General features: G+C 31.4%; 26 protein-coding genes. All 26 read right to left on the bottom strand.

Annotation, left to right across the window (positions count from 1 at the left end):
- Positions 1–27: 27 nt before the first annotated feature.
- The 26 genes from BTO06_RS04130 to BTO06_RS04005 all read right to left on the bottom strand — a co-directional run bounded on the left by BTO06_RS04130 (position 28) and on the right by BTO06_RS04005 (position 20,463).
- The gene (locus BTO06_RS04130; protein ID WP_100924090.1) at positions 28–633 is read right to left on the bottom strand and encodes a hypothetical protein; all 606 of its coding nucleotides are present in this window, start codon (positions 631–633) and stop codon (positions 28–30) included.
- Between the two features lie 172 nt (positions 634–805).
- Positions 806–1,381 carry a hypothetical protein gene (locus BTO06_RS04125; protein ID WP_100924089.1) on the bottom strand — a complete coding sequence of 192 codons (576 nt, stop codon included), beginning with the start codon at positions 1,379–1,381 and terminating at the stop codon, positions 806–808.
- Between the two features lie 53 nt (positions 1,382–1,434).
- Complete coding sequence (locus BTO06_RS04120) at positions 1,435–2,550, bottom strand: restriction endonuclease subunit S (RefSeq protein ID WP_100924088.1); 1,116 nt, start codon at positions 2,548–2,550, stop codon at positions 1,435–1,437.
- Positions 2,543–4,405, bottom strand: a complete 1,863-nt coding sequence (locus tag BTO06_RS04115) for an HsdM family class I SAM-dependent methyltransferase (RefSeq protein ID WP_100924087.1) — start codon at positions 4,403–4,405, stop codon at positions 2,543–2,545. The genes BTO06_RS04120 and BTO06_RS04115 overlap by 8 nt, the downstream gene beginning before the upstream one ends.
- A gap of 182 nt (positions 4,406–4,587) precedes the next feature.
- Positions 4,588–5,409, bottom strand: a complete 822-nt coding sequence (locus BTO06_RS04110) for a hypothetical protein (RefSeq protein ID WP_100924086.1) — start codon at positions 5,407–5,409, stop codon at positions 4,588–4,590.
- Positions 5,410–5,444: 35 nt separating this feature from the next.
- Entirely contained in the window at positions 5,445–5,951 is a 507-nt protein-coding gene (locus tag BTO06_RS04105; RefSeq protein WP_100924085.1) for a hypothetical protein, read from the bottom strand.
- A gap of 26 nt (positions 5,952–5,977) precedes the next feature.
- Positions 5,978–6,382: a hypothetical protein gene (locus BTO06_RS04100; RefSeq protein WP_157811725.1), complete on the bottom strand. Its 405-nt coding sequence runs from the start codon at positions 6,380–6,382 to the stop codon at positions 5,978–5,980.
- A gap of 116 nt (positions 6,383–6,498) precedes the next feature.
- Complete coding sequence (locus tag BTO06_RS04095) at positions 6,499–7,173, bottom strand: hypothetical protein (protein WP_100924083.1); 675 nt, start codon at positions 7,171–7,173, stop codon at positions 6,499–6,501.
- 224 nt (positions 7,174–7,397) lie between these two features.
- Positions 7,398–9,908: an ArdC family protein gene (locus tag BTO06_RS04090; protein ID WP_100924082.1), complete on the bottom strand. Its 2,511-nt coding sequence runs from the start codon at positions 9,906–9,908 to the stop codon at positions 7,398–7,400.
- Positions 9,908–10,378, bottom strand: coding sequence for a hypothetical protein (locus BTO06_RS04085; RefSeq protein WP_100924081.1), 471 nt, complete (start codon positions 10,376–10,378; stop codon positions 9,908–9,910). Before BTO06_RS04085 ends, BTO06_RS04090 begins: the two co-directional genes overlap by 1 nt.
- Before the next feature lie 7 nt (positions 10,379–10,385).
- Positions 10,386–10,997, bottom strand: coding sequence for a hypothetical protein (locus tag BTO06_RS04080; RefSeq protein WP_100924080.1), 612 nt, complete (start codon positions 10,995–10,997; stop codon positions 10,386–10,388).
- A 30-nt stretch (positions 10,998–11,027) separates the two neighbouring features.
- Positions 11,028–12,026: a hypothetical protein gene (locus BTO06_RS04075; protein ID WP_100923414.1), complete on the bottom strand. Its 999-nt coding sequence runs from the start codon at positions 12,024–12,026 to the stop codon at positions 11,028–11,030.
- 2 nt (positions 12,027–12,028) lie between these two features.
- Positions 12,029–12,529, bottom strand: a complete 501-nt coding sequence (locus BTO06_RS04070) for a hypothetical protein (RefSeq protein WP_100924079.1) — start codon at positions 12,527–12,529, stop codon at positions 12,029–12,031.
- Positions 12,530–12,550: 21 nt separating this feature from the next.
- Positions 12,551–12,838 carry a hypothetical protein gene (locus BTO06_RS04065; protein WP_100924078.1) on the bottom strand — a complete coding sequence of 96 codons (288 nt, stop codon included), beginning with the start codon at positions 12,836–12,838 and terminating at the stop codon, positions 12,551–12,553.
- 48 nt (positions 12,839–12,886) lie between these two features.
- A complete protein-coding gene (locus BTO06_RS04060) occupies positions 12,887–13,462 on the bottom strand; it encodes a glycoside hydrolase family 108 protein (protein WP_100924077.1) in 576 nt (191 codons plus the stop codon).
- Positions 13,462–13,821, bottom strand: a complete 360-nt coding sequence (locus BTO06_RS04055) for a hypothetical protein (RefSeq protein WP_100924076.1) — start codon at positions 13,819–13,821, stop codon at positions 13,462–13,464. Before BTO06_RS04055 ends, BTO06_RS04060 begins: the two co-directional genes overlap by 1 nt.
- Before the next feature lie 3 nt (positions 13,822–13,824).
- Positions 13,825–14,598: a hypothetical protein gene (locus BTO06_RS04050; protein ID WP_100923409.1), complete on the bottom strand. Its 774-nt coding sequence runs from the start codon at positions 14,596–14,598 to the stop codon at positions 13,825–13,827.
- Positions 14,599–14,600: 2 nt separating this feature from the next.
- Positions 14,601–14,789 carry a hypothetical protein gene (locus BTO06_RS04045; RefSeq protein ID WP_100923408.1) on the bottom strand — a complete coding sequence of 63 codons (189 nt, stop codon included), beginning with the start codon at positions 14,787–14,789 and terminating at the stop codon, positions 14,601–14,603.
- On the bottom strand, positions 14,789–15,691 hold the full coding sequence (locus BTO06_RS04040) for a hypothetical protein (RefSeq protein ID WP_100924075.1): 903 nt from the start codon (positions 15,689–15,691) through the stop codon (positions 14,789–14,791). The genes BTO06_RS04045 and BTO06_RS04040 overlap by 1 nt, the downstream gene beginning before the upstream one ends.
- Before the next feature lie 16 nt (positions 15,692–15,707).
- The gene (locus tag BTO06_RS04035) at positions 15,708–15,983 is read right to left on the bottom strand and encodes a hypothetical protein (protein WP_100924074.1); all 276 of its coding nucleotides are present in this window, start codon (positions 15,981–15,983) and stop codon (positions 15,708–15,710) included.
- 2 nt (positions 15,984–15,985) lie between these two features.
- Positions 15,986–16,333 (bottom strand): hypothetical protein, encoded by a 348-nt coding sequence (locus BTO06_RS04030; RefSeq protein WP_100923405.1) that lies wholly within the window; start codon positions 16,331–16,333, stop codon positions 15,986–15,988.
- Positions 16,334–16,403: 70 nt separating this feature from the next.
- Positions 16,404–16,994: a hypothetical protein gene (locus BTO06_RS04025; protein ID WP_100923404.1), complete on the bottom strand. Its 591-nt coding sequence runs from the start codon at positions 16,992–16,994 to the stop codon at positions 16,404–16,406.
- 39 nt (positions 16,995–17,033) lie between these two features.
- Positions 17,034–17,474 (bottom strand): hypothetical protein, encoded by a 441-nt coding sequence (locus BTO06_RS04020; RefSeq protein WP_100924073.1) that lies wholly within the window; start codon positions 17,472–17,474, stop codon positions 17,034–17,036.
- Between the two features lie 25 nt (positions 17,475–17,499).
- Positions 17,500–18,948 (bottom strand): transglutaminase-like domain-containing protein, encoded by a 1,449-nt coding sequence (locus tag BTO06_RS04015; RefSeq protein ID WP_100924072.1) that lies wholly within the window; start codon positions 18,946–18,948, stop codon positions 17,500–17,502.
- A 126-nt stretch (positions 18,949–19,074) separates the two neighbouring features.
- Complete coding sequence (locus tag BTO06_RS04010) at positions 19,075–19,278, bottom strand: hypothetical protein (RefSeq protein ID WP_100924071.1); 204 nt, start codon at positions 19,276–19,278, stop codon at positions 19,075–19,077.
- A gap of 963 nt (positions 19,279–20,241) precedes the next feature.
- Positions 20,242–20,463, bottom strand: a complete 222-nt coding sequence (locus BTO06_RS04005) for a hypothetical protein (protein ID WP_100924070.1) — start codon at positions 20,461–20,463, stop codon at positions 20,242–20,244.
- Positions 20,464–20,468 lie beyond the last annotated feature (5 nt).

Genomic DNA, 20,468 nt, shown 5'->3' with positions numbered 1-20,468 from the left:
AATTATATCCTTTGTAATAAGGGGGGGTTATCTCCGTTTTAAATTATAGATGTAATATTCTGTTGGATAAGGTTTATCAATTAATATTTTATCAAAAACCTCCAAGTCAGCCTTTTGAAAGGTATTCAACGTGGTTTCAATGTTCTCTTTCCATATTTCATCACTTGTTATGTATTGAGATAAATTTGGTGAAATCTTCCACTTTTTATCAAATACTTTTTTGTCTTCTTTTTTCCAGTTTGAAATGATTAAGATAAACATATCACTTTTACGGTCCTCAAAATCTTTTCGAATAACTTCCTCGTAGTTTAATAATTTTTTAAAGTCATTTGTAAATTGATACTTTAATTCAATACGAATCGGATTATCAAGGTTATCTGAATTAACTACTGATAAGTCAATTCTTGTTTTACCAAATCTAAGTTCCGCAAATGCTTTTAAATTTTCGTGATTATTTTCAATGAAATATTTATTCAATTCCTCTAAAATTATATTCCTTATCAATAATTCTTGTTTTTGATTTGAATAGTTTTCATTTAGAAAATTCAATTTATTCTCAAATATTTCAGATTTTATTATTTCTGAAATTTTATTTTCAGTCAGAGTTTTAACATTTAGTTTACTCTTTTTCATAGTATAGGCTTGTTTAAATAATTTGTGAGATTGTTATAGCAAGTTAAATTACTTCTAACTAGTTAAATCGGTATAAATATTCATGTTTATTCATTAAAGATTCCAAATAACGAGAATAATCAAATTCAGTATTATTTTATTGAAGCATTGGTATGTCAAAACTTGATCGATATTAGTCTTTTATTTTACGTTCAAATCGTCTTTTTGTTCTTCTAAAAGCTGTGGATTCCCATTCTGAATCAAAGCCATTCCAAAATACTCTTATTATTACATTTCCGTCACGATAGATTAAAAAAGTCATATCATCATATTGGAAAAACATATTATTGCTATCCGAATTTACTGAAAGATATTTTGATTCGTCGTCAATGTATTTATCTAACTTTGATAGAATTTCCAATGCATTTTTTTGAGGAAGGTTTTTAAACGCATATGCTTGATAGAGTACTCCTGTATCATTCCAACGACTACCATAAAAACCTAAAACGAGTCCGCTTAAATTCTTTTCTTCACAACTGTAAACGAGAGAAGTCAATTCTCCAGATGCTGCTGCTGCTAATGGGTCAATGTCAAATTTTATCAATTTTTTTTCAATTCCGATTACATTTGTCATAACGTAATCTTTTGCTTTATAAAGAGCTTGTTCTTTGCTAAATTCTTTTGCAAAATATATTCCAGTACTTTCCGAAACTTGAGAAAATGAAATAGTTGAAATTAAAAGACTTGTAATTAATAGTCGAATGTTCATATTTTAAATAGATTATTGTTGGTTTTTACCTCAGTTCTTTGTTGGCAGTAGTTTTATATTCTATCACCATAAGGTAAATCTGTTACAATAGACTCCATTAATTGCCAATCAGGTAAATATCCATCTTCAGAAAATACCTTTTCTTCATCTCTTACAAAACCATTTTCATCTTTAATCACAGGTAATTTAATGGTAAAATCTTTTCTTATATGTGAATTCAATTCACGGCCAAAAGCAAGGTATTTAACTTTGCATTCATGTCTTACGAGGGAAGAAATAAAAAGCTTGGTAAAAATAGATAGTGTTACTTTTTCTTTCATAACAGCTACGTTTTGTGCTGTATAAAATGGTTTCTTTTGAATAAAACAAGAGCCTAGAAAACTACCACCTAAGGCAACTGTCATTGCACCAGCTGGAAATGTTTCTTCACCCTCCATTTTGTCTATAAAACCAACAACACCATTACCTTTACTATCTCTCGATACATAATTGATTTTAGGGTCAAAATCTGTTGTTTTATTTGAATCTATACCGTTACCCATGGTAATATCAAATAATTTGTGAAGGTAAAACTCCTGCCAATCAGATGTTTCTATCTTTTGATTCCCAGAAATGTTTTTAGTTTTTAAAGTCCTGCCAATGGAGCTGTTTTCATTATCATTTAAAATAATAGCCATGTAGTCTTCCATAAATTGAAAATCTGGAACATAGCCATGGGGATTGTAATTTGAATTTATATTTAAAAGTGGATTACCGTTTTCATCAAGAGCTTTCGGTAGCTTAATAATTATTCTTTTACTATTTTGTTGACGACATTGTCTGCCATAAGTCCATTTATAATTTTCAGAGAAGTTTATTATTGAAGTAATAAAAACTCCAATATTAGGGGTCATTTTAAATTTTTTGGCAACAAAAATATTTACGTCACTAGTGGCGCAGAAAGCCTCTTTCTGGTAAAATGCTGTACACCCAACTTTACCTGTAGTGATTGCATTACCTTTAAAATCAGGTTGAAGATTTATTCTTTTTGCAATACCATTATTAATTGCTGAAGCTGTTATATAAGGTGTGACACCGCTTTCGTATTCATCAGCGTAGTAGTATTTGCCTGCGCTAATTTCAAATAAATCATTCAGACAAAAATCTGCCCAGTCATTAGTATTAAGCATTTTCCTCTCCATCTTTAATAATGTATGAATAATAATCTCTTACGGTTTGTTCAAAGTCCATTTGAGTTAGATTGCTATAATCTGTTTCCATAAAAGCTTCTGCTAACCACTCATCTTTGTGGTCAATTTTTTTCATTACTGACAAACCTGGTACTACTTTCCTGTTTTTGTATAAATCAAGCCATTCTTCTTCAGTTTTCACCCATAAACTGGCACCATTTTCGTCAGTCATTTCTATACGACCTAAACCTTTTCTTTTGGTAAACTTATCATCTCTGTAGTATCCAAAAAATGTTTCTTTATTTGCTTTAGAGTGTTTTTGTGACAAATCGAAAATCATACATACAGCAACTGCAGCTGCACCCGGATAGAAAATTTCAACGGGTAGTGAAAAAACTGCGTCTAAAGTGTACTTATCAAGCATTTTTTTCTTGAACTCCTTTACATCAGCACTTGTACCAATCGCAGCTTGCATAGGAAGTAAAACAGCCATTTTACACATAGGAGAAACGCGACTAGCAACCCATTCTACGAAATGAAATCCTTTAGATGGATCTTCTTTTTTATTACCCTTCCAATTTTTAGTGTAATTAGGATCACAGAATTTTTTTGTTGCATTGTATGGGGGGTTCATCAATACTACATTAATATTACTGTCCTCAACCCATTTCCCTCTATTAAATATCGAGTCTTGAACAACATTTGAGTTACCGTCTCCATGAATAAGCATATTAGTTGAGGATAAACCAAATGCTCCTTCTTCATATTCAATACCAAAAATTTGCTCTTGTTTTACTTTTTCTCTTTCGTCCTCAGTTTCGCAATCATCCATTGCATCTGTCATTGCTCTAACTAGAAAAGCACCACTACCACAACAAGGGTCAAGAACTCTTGAGTTTTTATTTACACCAACTACTTTACTCATAAAACCACATATATGGTCAGGAGTAAATGCTTGGTTTTTGTCCGATTTTCCTACATACTTATTAAATGTTGTAAAGAAGAGATTTAGTAAATCCTGCCCAGCTGTATTCTTATCGTTAATATATGGTACAATGTTAATGTCAATATATTTTAAAATATCTGACAATTCTTTGTATGTTAAACTTTGAACGTCTTGGTCATCTAGAACTTTGTTGTTTAAAATAGCTAATTTACTTGCCTTGTTAATGCTTCCACCTTTAGTTAGTAAACCCTCTAAAATATCTTTTATACTATTTATTACAACACCTTCTGGCTTGATGTTTTTACCTGTCTTTGGGTTTAATGTTTCTTTAACATTTTCGTAAACCAATCCATTTTTTAAAGCCAATAAACAAGTACCAACAAATTGACTTCTGAGTTTCTCGTGTACACCGTCTGAATGTAATTTTTCATTCAGTGTTTTTATAGAGTCAATTACTTTTATTTTATCATTTACTTTACCAAAACAAATTTCTTCGTATTCTTCAAAAGATTTAAGTATTGTTTCCTCTTCTATTTTATGGTCATCATCAATTATAACAGATTGACCATACCATACCCATACGTCATCACCGTCAGTTTCTGCTAAAATTGCAACAATCCTTTTATCAGAATAAGCTTTTTCATAGCGTACATAATCTTGTAGTTGTTTTTGAATTTTAGCCTTGCCCCACTTACTAAACTTATTTTTTGTTTCTACTAATATTGCTAGGCGTTCATTTTCAAATCGTATATCTAAATATTGGTGATTTTTTCCACTATTTCCTTTCTGATAATCCTTTATGTTTTTTCCTATAGATTTAAGTGCAGTAGGATAACTAAATTCACCTGATTCTGTATTTCCAGTATGGTGTTGAGCACCGATTTTTTCTATTATTTCAAATCTATTCACTGTACTTAAATATTTTATATTTTGTTGTTCTATTTTTTAATTACTGCCAACTGTGAGTATATGCAAAGTAGGCGATTGCGTGCTTCAAACTTATCAAACCGATACGATGTTGAAGCGGGCTACAGCCCCTGAATTTACTACTATTTCGCCTATTTTGTATATACATTGTTGTATGCTAACTTTTATTCATTAAAGTTCTTACAATTAAATACTTCTGTCTTAATCGACTTATCTGACAACCAATCTAAATCGAAAATATTTGCTTGAGTATCAATGGTCAATTCTTTTAGATATTTCATTTCATTAAGAATCATTAAATGTTCTTTTGTCAATTGTCTCACTCGTGTAAATGACATCTTTTCTATCACTCCAATTTCAGGTAGTTTTCCGTAATCAGTCGCACTACCTAACATAAAATTAAGTTCCGCTAATTGATTTAAAGTCGTTAAGAAGTCAAGGTTTTTAAGCGTTAGTTTTGAAACAGTCAGTTTTCTTAAATTAGTCAGCTCTCCAATCGTTTCAACATCTTTCAATTTGTCAAAAACAAACAAACTAATCAATTCGCTTTGCTCCGAAATTGGTTTAATTGACAATCCTTGTCCTCCAATTCCAAGATGCTCAAGTCGTAAGTATTTATTTATATTTTCAATCTGCTTATTCTTGAACATATCTACCGTAAGTGATTTTGTATTAGTCAAGAATTCCAAGCAATCCAAATTGTCCACAAATCCGAATCCGTTTAGCACTAACCTTAAAGTTGGTTTGGAGCTATCTGTCAATAATCTATGGTTGATTAAATCATAAGTCTTTTCGGTTACTTTGAATTTATCAGCAAACTGAATTTGTTTAATCTTCTTAGTATTTAGAATTAAGTCACAATCAGAGTCAATCAGATTTTCGTAAATATTTACAACCCCACCAGTCGTCATTATGAAATTATCAGAATGAGCAATCGTAGTCGATTTAATTGCTGGACTTCCTTCTATTATATCTTTTGTTTTCATCTTGCACTGTCATTTCCTAAGCTTGCATACAACGGTTAATGTAAAATGCGTTTCAATGCATTTTTACATATTGTTGTGGTGTCGTTTTTGTATTTTAAGTTATCAAGCTCATGTTTAAAAAATGTTTCAAAATCTCCCTTGATAGTCAATCTGTGCTGCTTAATTAAATCAAAAATTAAGTCTTTAATTGTTAATACTCTTGAATCGACTTTTGGTTTTTCATTTAACTGAAAGAAAGAAGATAAGCTCAATTTATTCCTCTCACTAACTGGCATAGGAAGCTGATTTTTTATTGCTTTATAAATTTTAAGTCTATCCGTTTGGTTAAATTTTTTGTCCAAAAAAGATTCACTGAATAATTCGTTTTCAAATAGATTTCGCATTTTCAGTGAATTTAAGATTCTAGATTTTAAAAATACGTATGCAATATCATTACGTAAAATAACATTATTATGAATAAGCTCTAATTTTTTGTTATCTAGAGGAAAACTAAAACTGTGTTTTTTTTCTAGTTCTTCGGTGTTTTCTGGATAAGTTCTCATCTATTATAATCTTCTTAACATCTTATTTAAATACACTTTACTCTTGGTTGTGATGTCGTTTTTATTTTTAATTCAGTTCCAATTTCAGGTTTTAATTTCTGTTTTTTCTTCTTAGGCTTTATTAAATACATATAAATACCATTTCTTCGCTTATCCAATTCTGTTTCCACTCCTATTCTTCTTTCTGTTAGAGTATTGAAAACACTGTCTACGTGCATAGACTCAGTTTCACATTCAAAATACTTTTCGGATTTGTCTAAAATTAAAATTCCGTTATGAACTCTTTTTTTGATAATCCAAGTTTCGTTAGAAGTCGAGTCAATTATTTCAGTATTTGGCGGAATTCCATTTTCCCTATGTTGTAGCTCTATTAAAATTCCAACTCCTGTGATAATATAACACTCAACAATTTTTACAAAATTTGATTCCATATTTTCTTTAATTTCAGTCTTATTGAGTTTGTTGAGTAAATGCACCACAACGTTTCGGCTATGATTTCGTTGTGGAATCATCAGTAGGATTATTCCACTAAAATTCTCCGTTAGATTTATAGATTAAACATCGATTTAGCTTTTTGCCACAATGAATTATAGCCATTGTTGCCATTAGTTTTTATTCCGTCAATGAAAGAATCCAATTCGGTCTGTTTGAGGTCATTCGCATTGTCATAAACTAAATAAAAAGTCAATACAAAATTCCCAACTTCGTAAGTCAATATTCTTAATCTCGAAGGAATTGGTTCAGTTCCATTTTTGATTTTATATTCAAATCCGTATTCGGTCGAAAGTGCTCCAGTCAAGTCGTTTTTCAAAATTCTTTTGGCATTCATTGGAACTTCGTTTGTCTTTTTTGCTAAATATGGTGTCCACATTAACTCAAACTTGTTTATACTCCGGATGTTCAGGTTTCTTCCACCTTTCAATGCTTTAATGTCAAATAAGTAGCACGCAATGATTGGTCTTCCATTATTTTTTTTGAGTGTGAAAACAGGTGGGTAAATCCGGTTTTCAAAGTCTTCTCTGTCTTTTTTTGAAAATTCCGAGTTTTCTGGAAAAATATAATCCGTTTTAAAACTTTCAAAAATTCCGCCGTCATCAATTGTAAATCCGTTAGGTTTTGAAATCGAAATTCCGATGTCGTTCAATTCAACAATATTTTCTAAAATTTCAACCTTTGGTTTGAATTTAAGCTCTCGGATTTTTATTTGGTCAGTTAGTTTCATTCAAATTAATGGCAACTCGTTATATCAGTAAAAATATTCCTATTTATCGATTAAATATTCCGGATAACAGGAACTATTGTGTTTTTTTAGTGTTTCTATTTATCGGGGTGTTTTTTCAAAAGTATTGAAAATTTAATTAACTCCAAATAGTTTTTTAAAACACAAAAAAACACCCCACAGAAATTCTCAATAGGGTGTTATAATGAACAAAACAAAGACAAAGTTTACAAATCGATAATTATATCATCCCCACTTTCTTCTTCAGGTAAAGTTGTTTTCTTTTCAAAGATGTTGTAGGTAACCTCCAAACTATTACCTCTATTTTTTTCTAGTTCGGCAAAACGTTTTTCGTAGTTTTTATTGCTATGGCAATAAATGATTTTAGTTGGATTATGCGCCATTTTATTTCCTCCGTACATTCTACCATTCTCTTTTACCTGAGAAATGAAAACCCAAATCACTTCTGGAAATTGATTCCTTAACTCATTTAATTGATCTGCTGTAATCTTTAAATCGGTAACGGAATCGGCAACAATAACATCGTTAATTTGACTAATCGCCTTTAGCTCTTGCAGTGGTTTTTCAACATAACCTTTAACTAAAATATTTCTTTTTCCCTGGGGAGTTGTATTTCGGTTTAAAGAATCGATAGTGTCCTTACATTCCATTCCTCCTTGTTCATAATCGATATAAACAACTTTCTTGTTCAGTTCTCCAAAACCATTTGCTATTTGCATAGCTAATTGACTTTTACTGGAGTGTTTATTTCCTTTGATAATGATCAGTTCTTTATACGGTTGGATATTCTGTAAGAATTTTCCAATTTCTCCTGGTAATCTATAAATTCCAGATGCTTGTTTTGGAGCCGAAGTAGCTTTTACATAACCAAGCTTTTGCATCTTCTTTTCGTATTCACTTAATTCTTCATTCTTTGTTATGTCTATAACCGGAGTAGATGAAATATTTTCATCAGTAGTTTCTAAATTGTTGTTTTGTACCTTAGTTTCTTCTTCCTTTATAACAACAGGAGCAACAACAGTTGTTGCTATTGTTGGTTGGTTGTTGGTTTCTAGATCCAAAAGAACATCACCCGCTCCTTTTAATCCTAATTCCAATTGTCTTGGTTTCCTTTGTTGTTTCGGAATGGAAAAGTTTACCGCAATTTTTAAGTGTCGTTTTTCAATTTCTGTTTTCATCTTTTTAATTAAAGAAGTTTTTCCTGCTTCTGTTAATAATGATGATTTTTTATAATGAGGATAATTTCTACTATTGCTAAGAATATGTTTTGCTAGTAAACTATACGCATAGGCTTTTGATAATAGAGCATCACTAATCTTTTCTAGATTATAGCCTTTGTTTACATGTGAGAAAATTGTTTTCTCAGAGATTAACTTTTTAAATGAAAAATCAAACTCTTTTTTAGAGAGTTCTTTTTTCATTTTCTTTAAGTACAACGGAGTTCCTTCTTTGTCTCGTTGCAAGATATAATCCGTTGCTTTTTGGGCTAATGAAGAAGCTCTTAAAATTAACTTATTATCTTTCTTTATGTCTTTTAAAGCATTTCTCCATCCTTTTAAATACTCAGCATGATTTTTATTTGTTCTCCAAATAATTCCAGCTTCAGCACTTAAAAACACAGCTCCGAATTCAGCAACTAATTCTTCTTTAGCATATTGTTCCTGATCCATTGATAATTTTCTATCCAATCTTTCTTCATGGCCCGTAGCATGAATGTACTCATGAAAAAGGGTTCTGTAATAATCTAATTCTGTATCAAACCTTTCAATTTTTGGCATTTGCACGTAATCTTTCCCAGGAGTATAAAATGCTCTATCACCACCATGTTTTAGTTCAGGAATTGGTGCCGGAAAGTTTTTAATAATAGCCTCAGCAACTTGTAACTTTTCACCATCATTTCGCACCATACTTTTTCTTAGCTCTTCCAGTTTAAAATCAATATTTTCTACATCTTCGCCATTGAAGATTTTATAGTATTTCATAATTGGAATGTATGATTGCCCTACCAATTCTTCAATACTAAACTTTGATTCACGTAACAGTCGAATTTTACTTTTATTGGCTTTTAAGAAAATAATAAATTTCCTGACATCATAAGTAGCAAATTTTAATCCTTCCTCAACAGATTCATAGATGAATAATCTGGTATAATAAATCACTGGATATCCCTTACTTCCTTTCTTTAATCGTCCTTTTAGTTTTTCAATTTGTTTGAAAGTTAAAAAGTACGGATTCTTAAAAGTACGAAACCCAAATATGGTTAGTAGATTGTGATTAATTCCTCTGTATGGCTTCTTAGAAATAAAATTGAGTGGTGTAATAAAAGGATTTGCCTTCCAACTTTGTACCCAGTTTTTACCTGAAGCCTCTTCAATCATCTGAATCATTTGATCCGTAATCATTTGGTAAATATCAGACTGAGACACTTTTCCATTTAAACCGATATCTTCAGGCAAATCAATCAACGGAATACCAAGCCCTTTGATTTCTGAATCATCAAGTGAAATCTTTTCTTTCAACAATTTACTTGATATGTTGATTTCAAACTTCTCAGCATCAGAATTTTCAAGAATCGTTTTGGTTTTAGTAAATAGTTCTTGGATTGTTGGAGAAACAGAAGAAAGTAATTCTGCTTTAGAATTTATAGCAACTAATTTTGCTCTCTCAACAGTTGTTTTATCGAGTGCGTTGTATTGATTGATAAAATCTGCTACCATTAGGATATAAAGTTTTCGGTATTAAGTTCGTATTGTTTCCCCATTGTATCTAGAATCAAAACAATCTTTATGTTTTCTTGCAGGTCACCTTTGAAAATGGATAAATTCTCAAAAACATTTTTTGTTTCGAGTTCAACAGGAATATTATATAGTGTTAAGGAATCATTCGCATTAATTTTCAAATCATGCACGTCAACAAAAGCAGTTGCCAAAAACTGATTGTTCTTTCTATTGAAGAATCTAATCTCTTTTATTTTCAAAAGCTTAAAGGTGGTTAATCCTAAATCATGACTACTCTCATTAGTGATTGTTAAATCCAAGGATAACTTAATCATGCTCAAAGCAAGACTTCCAACTCTCAACTTGGTAATTTTAACTTTAAGACTATTAATGATCTGTTTTGTTTTCTTGGCTTTATTAACGGTAAAGGTTGTCAGTGCAATGGCACTTCCTATTAATATTTTCTTCATTCTGATTTTAGTTTACATAATCACTACTTCCAAAAGTTATCGGATACCAGCCTGAAACATTTATAATCCCATTGGTAAATGATACTGATTTCATAAAGTTGTTAGAGCCTTGACCTATAGAATCAGATAAGGAATCAGAATATTCAAATACAATATCTTTTTTATCAAAACCAGGTGCATTACCGCCTCTTGAACGTGCTATTAAATTGTGAAAATTAACATTCGATCTTGTAAATCCACCGATTGAAAAAGGGTATGATAAAGTACTTGTAACTGAGAAAGGTAAACCTCCAATGTATAGGGTATTACTCGGTGTTCCTGTTTGATTAATATTGGTAAGGATAATGTGAAAATATACTAGATTACCGACTCTCTCGTAAAAAGATCCAGCATTGGTAAAGGAATACGTTCCTGTACCTCCTGCATCTCGTAATGTCGGATTAAAATTTCTTCGATCATTTCTTTGTAAAAGACCAGCGGTAGTTGCTGTAGGATATGGTAAAACTGCATTATTCCCAGAAGTGTTTTCAACTTCTCTTGTTTCTTTCTTGTAGTTTAAATCTACTTTTGTTTTGCTTAGTAGATATTTTAAAATCTTAAAATCTAAATTAATTTTCATTGTAGCTTTTTTTTCTGAACCAGTTAACTTTTAAAAACCGATAGGTGGACCAACAACAACTGTTGAAAAATGTGTTATTTCTCTATTTTCAAATTGTCCTAAGGAAACTTCATCACTCAAAATTATCTGCGGAAAATTTTTATACAATTTTTTATCAAAACCTTCCATGTTGTCAAACGTAATTTCTAGTTCTGATAAGTTTACAAACATGGAATTTGAGATTCCTACAAAAACTGTTTTTGGGAGATATAAGAATATTCCTTTTCTACCATCTGGAAGAAAACCAGTCTTAACTTCCAAAGGCTCTGAATTAGGATAAACGACACCAATATCAGTTACTAATGTTTCTGGAGTATCTAGCAAATCATTGTTCTTTAGTTTTTCCAGAAAATTTAAAGGACTATTTTCTAAATCTGAACTCACATCACTATAACTGACAGTTTCAAAATTGTAAGTATCTGTTTTATGAGTTAAGGCTAACCATTCATCTTTATTGATGATTGTACTATTAATGATCGCTTTAAATGGAGATACAATGGTACTAGTATTATTTTGGAATAATTTCGTAAACCCAACATGTACAACACAACGAATATTACAAATAGGATACTCAGGTAATTCTACAAAAGCAATTACTCGATTCGGTAAAAACCCATTTGGCATTCCTAATGGAGTATTATTAAAACTAGTACTAAGATTACACATTTTTAAAGTGTTATCCTTTAGATGAAAACAACCTTCATCTATTTCACTCACCCCACCACCTCCTTGTTTAAAAAAACCCAACTCAGCAAACTTTTTAACGAGTTCTGCACCATTTGAAGTACCAAAATTATCCGTTAGTTCACTGATTAATATTTTCTCATTGTTAAAGCTAGTTTCATCCTTATCCGGCATTATCTGAATACCTCCGTTAATTGCGATAATATCCCTTGACTTAGCCGTGGACTGAACAGATGTTTTACCATCTTTCACATATGTAACTACTGTAACACCATTAATTAACTCAATACTTATCTGCCTACCCATATTTATTTCTTAGAACAACCACATGTTGATACAGTATCAACAACTGTTGTTGAATTGTTGTTTTTTAAGATATTAACAGGTTTGTATAACCTTTTAAAACTGAATCCGTACAAGCTATAAGTAATAGCTAACTCTGAATTTTCGAGAATACTTTCTGTAACATCAGGAGAAAGTACGTTAAAGAGAATATCGATATTCGAATTAGCAACAATTCGGTTATTCAAATCACAACTAGAATTTGTTGCGGCTAAACTTTCCTTATTGTAAATAATATCAATTGATTTGATCGGATAGGGAACATTAAGGGAAGTTAATGGCATAATGTTTAAAATAGCTCTCCCTTTAGCTACTTGCTTAATTCTTAAGTTGAACTTAACTGTATCAATAAATTCAATTAACTTTTTTCTTTTAAAAACTGTTTTCACAGCTACAATAGTTCCAAATAAAAAAAGACCACCATATTTATTTGATGCTTCTGGTTTTTCGTTTTTCTTTTCTTCCATTACTTATATAATTACCGGTTATTATGGATGTGTTCTTTTGTAGGTATCAAACTCTTTTTTAAGAGAACTATATTTTTGCTTCCAATAAGCTTCTACTTCTTCTAACTTCTCTTTTAAAGTAAGAACCTCGGATTTCATTGCTTCAAACTTTTGATCGGAATCCTCTACATACTTATCATAGGCTGCTTGCATTCCTGATAATGCATCTGTCTTTTTCTTTTTCCTTTCTATCCAAACAGATAAAAGACCACCAGCACCAAATAGATATGCAAAAACATGATCTAAATGTTCAATTAGGTATTGTTTCATTTTTTTTTGGTCTTGTTTTTATAAAAATTAACGAGGCTATAGAAATAACTACAAATGCTCCAAGTACTTTTTTTTTTCAATGAGGATCCCAAACTTATCGGCTAAAGATTTTACTCTTTTATGCCAGATAGAAATCCAATCACTATTATTCAAAGAATTGTAATATTCCAATCTGTACTGACTTATTTTTTGAAATAGCTTAGTTGGAGCAACAGCGTTTATAGCTTTTATTGTGTTTGCTCCAATGGCTCCATCAACCACAAGGTTTTTCTTGTAATATTTATTCAATATCCCTTGTACTATTTTTGCAATAGTTCTTGGTCCAGCATTAATAGCATGATCCACAATGTTCTCGGCTACAGCTTGCGAATTAATTTCTGAAGCTCTTACAGTATCCCAATACCATGATTTATAAATCTCTGAAGCAATACTTACGGTGATTGATTTCATATCCTCTACCGTAGGAGGTCTATTCAACCATTTTTCGTAGGTCGTAGCAGCTATTCCCATATTAGTACCTACAAGATCACCTCTGGAATTATAATTACCAGGATCAGAAGAAAGCTTTTGATATCCTCCTTCAAACTTTAAAGCAGTTTGTTTGTATAGATTAAAATCAGCCATTACAAGGTTACCTTCTCAACGTTATTATTTCTACTCGCTAAATAAATTCCCCCTGCAATCAAACCAATAATTCCTAGGGCAAATAATCCATTCTTTTTCTTTTTTGAAGTGATTACAATTTCGTCTAGAAATTCATCCGATGATAACAAGGTGATAGTTCCTGTTAATTCACTCCCTTTGAGTTTTTTACCTGATTGCCCAATATGAGAAATCTCAATAATATCATTATCTGAGGCTTCTATCTTAAATTCTCCATCGAAATTGGTAAATGCTCCTTGCCTTGTTGTGGTATTAACTAGATGAACATCTGGAATTGGTGTTCCTAAATCATCAATTATTCTTGCAACTCTAATAGCCATCTTTTAAATTTTTTTATTTGTTACTTGATGCTGTAAGACAACACCTTGATCTTTCATAAACCATCCTCTTTCTATGATATAGTAGTTTTCTTTTCTACCATCATTAGAAGCCCAAACACCATGAGCAATAACTTCACCTACATCTTCTCTAAATTCAAAAGTGCCATACAATTCTCCTGTTCCTTGCCAATTACCATTGGCATCTTGTACAGCTTTATTTACAGTGATCATACTTTTTGAAGCCGAATACAAATCCGTTCCTAATGGATACAATAACTGCTGATTTTGATTATCGGAAGGAGAGTTAATAATATTCCAAAATGTTTTCAGCTCATCTGTATCAAGCCCTTTTCTGATATCAGTAAAAAGATTTCTTCTAAAGAGAATGGAATATGCTTCCGATACATCTTTTACACTAGTGACTTGACTAGCAATACTAAATAAAGCAGATTCATCGGTAGAAATATTAATCGATGGAATCAAATAACTTAATACACTAGAATCTGGAAAACCTACTCTTGTAAAGGACTCATAAATAACAGCGGCAGCAGTTAAATTTGGATTCCCAACATTTTCACGAGCAAAACGATCTGCTCTAAGGTCCTTAAACTTTGACACTCCATAACGAACAGCCGCCAAAGAACCTAGAAAAACGAGTATCATTTTAGCTGCATTAATTGATTGACCAATAGTTTTTTTCCCTTCATCAGAATTTGCTATTTCATTAGCAACTAATGCTACGGGTACGCCCTTTAAACCTTGTTTTGCATTACCCATAATTAGGAAACAAAAGATTTTAAGAAACTGTAGTTTTCTTTAAATGCACCCAATGCCTTTGGATTCTCTAAAAAGTTAGCAAACATTTGTAATCCTTCCGTATCTGTTTTTGAAAGAATAGTTTCTATTGCTTTTTTCCTGTTATGTTTATCTGCGATGTTTTTACCATCAATTTCTATTTGAAACGGCATTATATCAATTCTTTTAAATTATACTTTACAACTAAATCGCTTAATTCTTTTGCGAATTCAGTATTATGTTGTTGTCCAATTGCCAACAATACCAAATCATTGGTCTGTTGATCCGTAAACTCTTTAGAACTTACCATTGAGATTAATCCTTGCTTAATTTCTGATAAGTTTACATATGAAGCGTTCATACCAGGAGTAACCGATGCACTAGCTGATTGCTTTTGTATTATCGCTGGAACAATGTTTTTTCCTACATCTAAAAGAGCCTTTAATGTCTCTGGTTCTATAGCTGGTTTATCTTCAAGCTTTAATTTTAAAATCTCTAATTCGTTTCGCTCCTTAGAAAACATCAATTCAGTCTGAAGTTTTCTATTTTCATCGACCAGCTCTTCATTCTTACGAATTAACTTTTTAGATGTTTCTTTTAACTCTTCATTTTGCTTCTCAAGCTCTTGCAATATTCTTGCCTTGGTGTGTAATGAAATTAATTCAGATGCATTCATTCCAAATGAACCATTCATGCCCAACATTTGTTGTTGATTAACAACAGATGTTGGATAAGTAGAAACAGCTGGTGCTAAAGTAGGTTCTACTATAGCACCATTTGTTGCTGTTTCATTAACCACCAAATTTTTAGTATTCTCTAAAGCAACTTGCCTAGGTTTGTCAACACGTAGATTTGAAGTTCCGTTAGGTTTAAACTTTTGAATGAATAATCTTGATACACCTTTTGATCTATACAGTGATATTAATTCTTCTAAAGAACCGTATTTTGAAAGTAAATCAGCATACTTTAGTTTTTTCTCTAAAGCTTTGTTTAGTTCATAATCTATAACATCAATGGAATGTTTAGGGTTACTCTTTAAAAAGTATTTTATGCTTTCTATATCTTGTATATTCATAATTAAGGTGGTGGTTTTATTCTTCTCTACAAATGCATCCAGTAACTTTAATAGCTCTTAGGTATAGTTTTTTCTTGTTTCCCTTTGTAGTATCAAAACTGATTTGCAAATTCTTTTGATCAAGAGTAACATTTGAGGCAAAGGAAGTATCTTCATAACCAAGCAACTTTAATAAACCAATATCAACAGGTGTTGATTCAAGGTTTTTGAAGTACACATCTCTCAAACCTTCTAACGAAATTGATTCATCGTTTTTGATAACTCTTTCAATTAAACTTCCTTGCAATTCCATTGTTATTTAGATTGATCGATATAAAAAATCATTTGAAAAGTAAACTCATCTGTTAAAGGAGTATTAGATTTAGCGAAAATTCTAATTTCTCTTCCTCCAGAAAAATAAAGTCTTTTTCTACTGTCAAAATGATTACCATTTGTTGGCTGATATTCTTGGTAAGAGACAAAAGGATGTAACTCATCTGAGTTACTAGCTTCTATCTTAACGTTCACATTTGAACTCGGATCATTATTCTTAAATAAGGCGCAAGCAACAACATTACCCTCTTCTAATTTAAGAGTAGCATCATCAACGCTATCTCCTGAAGGAATCGTCAAATTGACAACCGTATGTTTTAACTTTATCATAAAAAATGTGTTAAAAAAGCTCATAAGGAAGCTTATGAGCTTTTGTGTTAAAAATCAACCTTTAAAGGAATTACACAGAATCCTTTCTAAATACACTAATACCCGAAGTTGCTATCTCTAAATATTCGTAATCCGTAACATTACTCTTATATCCTTTTGGAAAAATTAACTCCAATTCAAAGTCCACACCACCAACAATTACAATTGGTTGAGTTAAAACTCTAAAATCATCTTCAATGGAATTCCCAGTATATTTATTCCCTAATCGGTATAATGGAAAATCCCCTAATAATTTACTTCCTTGAGATATCTTTAATCTAGCGTTTCTAAAAATACCAGGAAGCGCTTTTTGATAGGTTGCAAATCCTTCATGATTCTCATTAGCATTAGAATCATAACCAATTTTGATTTTGTCGATAATCTCCACTCTATCATGTTGAAATTGGGTTCCTTTAAATGTAGAAACACCATCTATCATTCTTGTTTCTGAATCAATTAACTGTTGGTTTGAACCACCAACTACTGCCTTTCTTAAATAGTGATCACTATCTAAAAAACGTATATTTCCTTGGGTTGCAGATTCAACCATTTGACTGGTTAATCTTTTACCATTCTCTTCTAAAATTTCTACTAATACACGTTTTGAGCTTAAGTCTCTCATTTTTCTATATTTTATTTTTTTCGTTGATACTTTACTTAATTAAGCAACCTTAAAGTTGAATTTCTGCTCTGATAATTGAGCATTTTCACCCCATGAAGAAGCATCTGGAATCATTAAGGTCGGTGTATATTTTATTTCCCCTGGAGAATTCATACCAAACATTGCTCTCATAATCTTTTGACTTTGAGTACCTGAATCCGCTGGTAAAGATGGAGCTACAAGCTCATTTACTGCACCAAGCGTATTGTCTAATCCAACACCCATTAAAAAACCTTTCACAAGGTTTACTCCTAGTCCTTTGCCTTGTAAAGCTCCACCAACAGCAAAACCTCCAATTCCTAAAACTCCTCTGATTAATGGCTCGTTAAACTCACTCGGAGCGATAGCCATTAAAGCTCGTGAGCCATACGTTCCCGCAATTGTTCCCACTCCAACAGTAGCAGTATCCTGCATACTATTCTTATTGAATTTTAATTTCATATTTCTAATTCTAATTATTTATGTATTAAGCAAATAATAAATAGCCTCCGGTTAAAGCAGTTCCAAGAACCGCTAATACTCCTTTATTATTTTTCTTTGGTGGTATGGTATTTGAATGATCAACAGGACCAGGTGAAGGATTTGAAGTTCCGCCTCCGCTTCCTGGTGCTGCATTTTTAAACTGAATTGTTGCAATATCTTTTACAGAATAAGTTCTGGTCCAGCTCCCGCCTCTAAATTCAAAACTAATCGCTCTGCTATGAGTTTTATATTGAACATTAAAATCGCCATTTAAAGCAGTGTATAAATCCTCTAAGGCTTGATTGAAGATTTTATAAGATAATTCTTCACCTTTTTTAGTGCAATCTTGGGTGTTATCAATATTAGCCTTACGATCATTTCGACCAAATGTTAATTGAGCAATTACTTCATTTACCACATTTTTAGTAGCATTTAAATTTCTCGATTTAACAACATTCAGAAGATCGTATTTAGTAAATATGTCTTTTACTTTTTGGTTGGTTTGTGGTTCCGCTAAAGAAGGAGGAAATGATGCTCCCCAACAACTAAAATCAAAGCCGTTATCGAAAACCTGACCAAAACCACGATCAAAGATTTTACCAATACCAATATTATCTACTAAAGAAGAAATACCATCAAAGGAAACAAACCCTAATCCCGAAGCGGATGAAACAGTATAATAATGTCTTTTTCCGTTAACTTGAAAATATTTATTCGTGATGGTAACCTTAGGTTCAATTCCTTTATCAATAAAAGAACGAACATCTTGCTTAATTGAATTTGTCGTTAACTTTGAGACACCTCTTTTATTTAAATCACCTAAAAAAGCAACAAAATTTTGAACTGCTTTACTTATATCTTTTCGTGGACTACCCATTGAGGCATTCATACCATAATAAGGTAACTTTACATCTATAACACTCATGTCAAACTCTTTAACTTTATTTACTTCTGTATTAATTGACTTGGTGGCGTCGATAATCAATTCTTGATTTTTATATGGAACAACAACATATACGTGACTCCATCTGTTTGGATCGGAAGGTTGCACGACTTTTCGAAACTTATGAGCGATCCCTAAATTTGATAGTATTGATGAAGCAAAAAGTGAATACGATTTACAATCAATTCCTTCAAATCGCATGAAATAACTACAAGCTGGAGATTTTAATTTCTGTTCGTAACCATCGGCATCATACTGTAGATGATTATAAAGCCAATTGTATATGTTGTTTATGGTTTCAGGAAGTGTTTTGCCTTGTAATTTCTTGGCAATCTTTTCGGTTTGATGAGCATATTTTTTAGACCATTGTTTCATTAACTCCAATCCTCCAGTAGTAGTCGCTTCTTTCAAAAATGTAGATTGACAAGATACTTTTGGAAAGTACTTGTCATATTTTTTAGTACGACTTATCGGTCTATATAATAATTGATTTATTGCCTGTATGCTCATTTGTTAAAACTGAAATACAAGGCAAATATCAAACTGTTTTCAAAGAGGAAACTACCTTAGCCGACTTTAAGCTAGGTTAAGCTATTTTAAAAGAAGTTAGCCGACTTTAACCTACTTTAACTGAGTTTACACTTGGCCTACTTCTTTTACAAACTCTCTGAATTCATTAGGAGTTATATTTCTAACATTCTTAATCTCCTCCAATTTCTTATTCCTGCATTTAGATATTATATCATTAATAGTCTCCCTTAAAAAATCCTCTGGAAGTTTATGATATAGTCTAAACAACTGTTTCTTGGTGGCTACATAAGATGTTTGTTCTACTTTCATTTGATTGTTATTAATTTTTTATACTTTACAACAACAAATCAACAACAGTTGTTGATTTATGTTTCTTTGGATACACATAGACCTTACTTTTTTGTGAAGGTAAGAGGAGTCGAACCTCCAAGTGACTACCGTCATAGAACCATTCATTGTAGGAATCGAACCTACATACTTGCCTACTACCTTCTTATTTTTAATTCTCTTTTAACTGATAATTCTATTTGTTGATAAAACAAACAACTGTTGTTGATTTGTTATTTATCTTCAATTAATTATGCTATTGATATTTTAATGACTAATTTCGTATCATCTTAGGAGACGTCCTAAGTTTCTTTTTCATAGCAATTTTCCCGCTCAATCTTTGAGTGGGTTTCTTTTTTTATAAATGAATCAAAGCTTATTAATTAGCTCATTCAACATCTCTTTGTTAATATACTTCTCCTTTTCCAACTCTTGTTGATAATACTTTCTGTATTGTTGTTCATTCAGATATAGCTTATACATCAGAAAACATGCTAGAATTGCTAATGTGACTATTGTTATTACTAGATTATTCATTTATGTGTTTTTAATTTTTGGTTAATAAACTCGATAATAAATATTACAAGCTTGTTTTTATTATATTTGAGAATGAAAAAGAATAGAACTTATAGAATCTTCATTTACAATCTCAAGTGTGTTTTATTATTGTTTTTCCCAAATTCTAATGGAGGCAATAGATTCTGATAACTACAGTTTTAATCTGTTAAACCTCCGTATTCAAATTGGTCATAGTAGTATTGCTCTTCTACCAAACCTTGTAATTGATCTTCGTTTAAATTTGTATCTTTCATAAGACTACTATACTTTTAGTTTTTATATTTTTGATTTATGTTTGAACAAGCCTCGGGGATTATCGTATTTATCTTAATAATTTACTTCATGAATAAATATTTCGGAGAATTTAGAAATCCTGATTAACTACACTTATTTTATTATTGCTAATTCCTTAACCCAAGATTTCCCCTGGAGAAACATTCCTAGATTAAAATATCTATTCATCTTTTTATCAAAAATGATTTCAATACCGTCTTTCGATACTTTTACAATTTCAGCTTTAACTGGTTCGTTTTTTAAGGTATGACCAGTTATGATTAAAGTGTCATTCTCACTAATCTGATCTATCTTTGTTACTGGTTCTAATTTCATCTTAA

The sequence above is a fragment of the Tenacibaculum sp. SZ-18 genome, from assembly GCF_002813915.1.
Lineage (GTDB): Bacteria > Bacteroidota > Bacteroidia > Flavobacteriales > Flavobacteriaceae > Polaribacter.
This window is presented reverse-complemented; position numbering and strand designations above follow the sequence as displayed.

Excerpts from the sequence above, each read along its gene's own strand:
- BTO06_RS04045 (WP_100923408.1), bottom strand. The coding sequence starts at position 14,789 with ATGCCGTTTCAAATAGAAATTGATGGTAAAAACATCGCAGATAAACAT.
- BTO06_RS04105 (WP_100924085.1), bottom strand. The coding sequence starts at position 5,951 with ATGAGAACTTATCCAGAAAACACCGAAGAACTAGAAAAAAAACACAGT.
- BTO06_RS04130 (WP_100924090.1), bottom strand. The coding sequence starts at position 633 with ATGAAAAAGAGTAAACTAAATGTTAAAACTCTGACTGAAAATAAAATT.
- BTO06_RS04010 (WP_100924071.1), bottom strand. The coding sequence starts at position 19,278 with ATGAAAGTAGAACAAACATCTTATGTAGCCACCAAGAAACAGTTGTTT.
- BTO06_RS04070 (WP_100924079.1), bottom strand. The coding sequence starts at position 12,529 with ATGGAAGAAAAGAAAAACGAAAAACCAGAAGCATCAAATAAATATGGT.
- BTO06_RS04090 (WP_100924082.1), bottom strand. The coding sequence starts at position 9,908 with ATGGTAGCAGATTTTATCAATCAATACAACGCACTCGATAAAACAACT.
- BTO06_RS04030 (WP_100923405.1), bottom strand. The coding sequence starts at position 16,333 with ATGATAAAGTTAAAACATACGGTTGTCAATTTGACGATTCCTTCAGGA.
- BTO06_RS04095 (WP_100924083.1), bottom strand. The coding sequence starts at position 7,173 with ATGAAACTAACTGACCAAATAAAAATCCGAGAGCTTAAATTCAAACCA.
- BTO06_RS04050 (WP_100923409.1), bottom strand. The coding sequence starts at position 14,598 with ATGGGTAATGCAAAACAAGGTTTAAAGGGCGTACCCGTAGCATTAGTT.
- BTO06_RS04040 (WP_100924075.1), bottom strand. The coding sequence starts at position 15,691 with ATGAATATACAAGATATAGAAAGCATAAAATACTTTTTAAAGAGTAAC.
- BTO06_RS04085 (WP_100924081.1), bottom strand. The coding sequence starts at position 10,378 with ATGAAGAAAATATTAATAGGAAGTGCCATTGCACTGACAACCTTTACC.
- BTO06_RS04005 (WP_100924070.1), bottom strand. The coding sequence starts at position 20,463 with ATGAAATTAGAACCAGTAACAAAGATAGATCAGATTAGTGAGAATGAC.
- BTO06_RS04060 (WP_100924077.1), bottom strand. The coding sequence starts at position 13,462 with ATGGCTGATTTTAATCTATACAAACAAACTGCTTTAAAGTTTGAAGGA.
- BTO06_RS04065 (WP_100924078.1), bottom strand. The coding sequence starts at position 12,838 with ATGAAACAATACCTAATTGAACATTTAGATCATGTTTTTGCATATCTA.
- BTO06_RS04035 (WP_100924074.1), bottom strand. The coding sequence starts at position 15,983 with ATGGAATTGCAAGGAAGTTTAATTGAAAGAGTTATCAAAAACGATGAA.
- BTO06_RS04055 (WP_100924076.1), bottom strand. The coding sequence starts at position 13,821 with ATGGCTATTAGAGTTGCAAGAATAATTGATGATTTAGGAACACCAATT.
- BTO06_RS04075 (WP_100923414.1), bottom strand. The coding sequence starts at position 12,026 with ATGGGTAGGCAGATAAGTATTGAGTTAATTAATGGTGTTACAGTAGTT.
- BTO06_RS04015 (WP_100924072.1), bottom strand. The coding sequence starts at position 18,948 with ATGAGCATACAGGCAATAAATCAATTATTATATAGACCGATAAGTCGT.
- BTO06_RS04020 (WP_100924073.1), bottom strand. The coding sequence starts at position 17,474 with ATGAAATTAAAATTCAATAAGAATAGTATGCAGGATACTGCTACTGTT.
- BTO06_RS04125 (WP_100924089.1), bottom strand. The coding sequence starts at position 1,381 with ATGAACATTCGACTATTAATTACAAGTCTTTTAATTTCAACTATTTCA.
- BTO06_RS04100 (WP_157811725.1), bottom strand. The coding sequence starts at position 6,382 with ATGGAATCAAATTTTGTAAAAATTGTTGAGTGTTATATTATCACAGGA.
- BTO06_RS04110 (WP_100924086.1), bottom strand. The coding sequence starts at position 5,409 with ATGAAAACAAAAGATATAATAGAAGGAAGTCCAGCAATTAAATCGACT.
- BTO06_RS04080 (WP_100924080.1), bottom strand. The coding sequence starts at position 10,997 with ATGAAAATTAATTTAGATTTTAAGATTTTAAAATATCTACTAAGCAAA.
- BTO06_RS04025 (WP_100923404.1), bottom strand. The coding sequence starts at position 16,994 with ATGAGAGACTTAAGCTCAAAACGTGTATTAGTAGAAATTTTAGAAGAG.
- BTO06_RS04120 (WP_100924088.1), bottom strand. The coding sequence starts at position 2,550 with ATGCTTAATACTAATGACTGGGCAGATTTTTGTCTGAATGATTTATTT.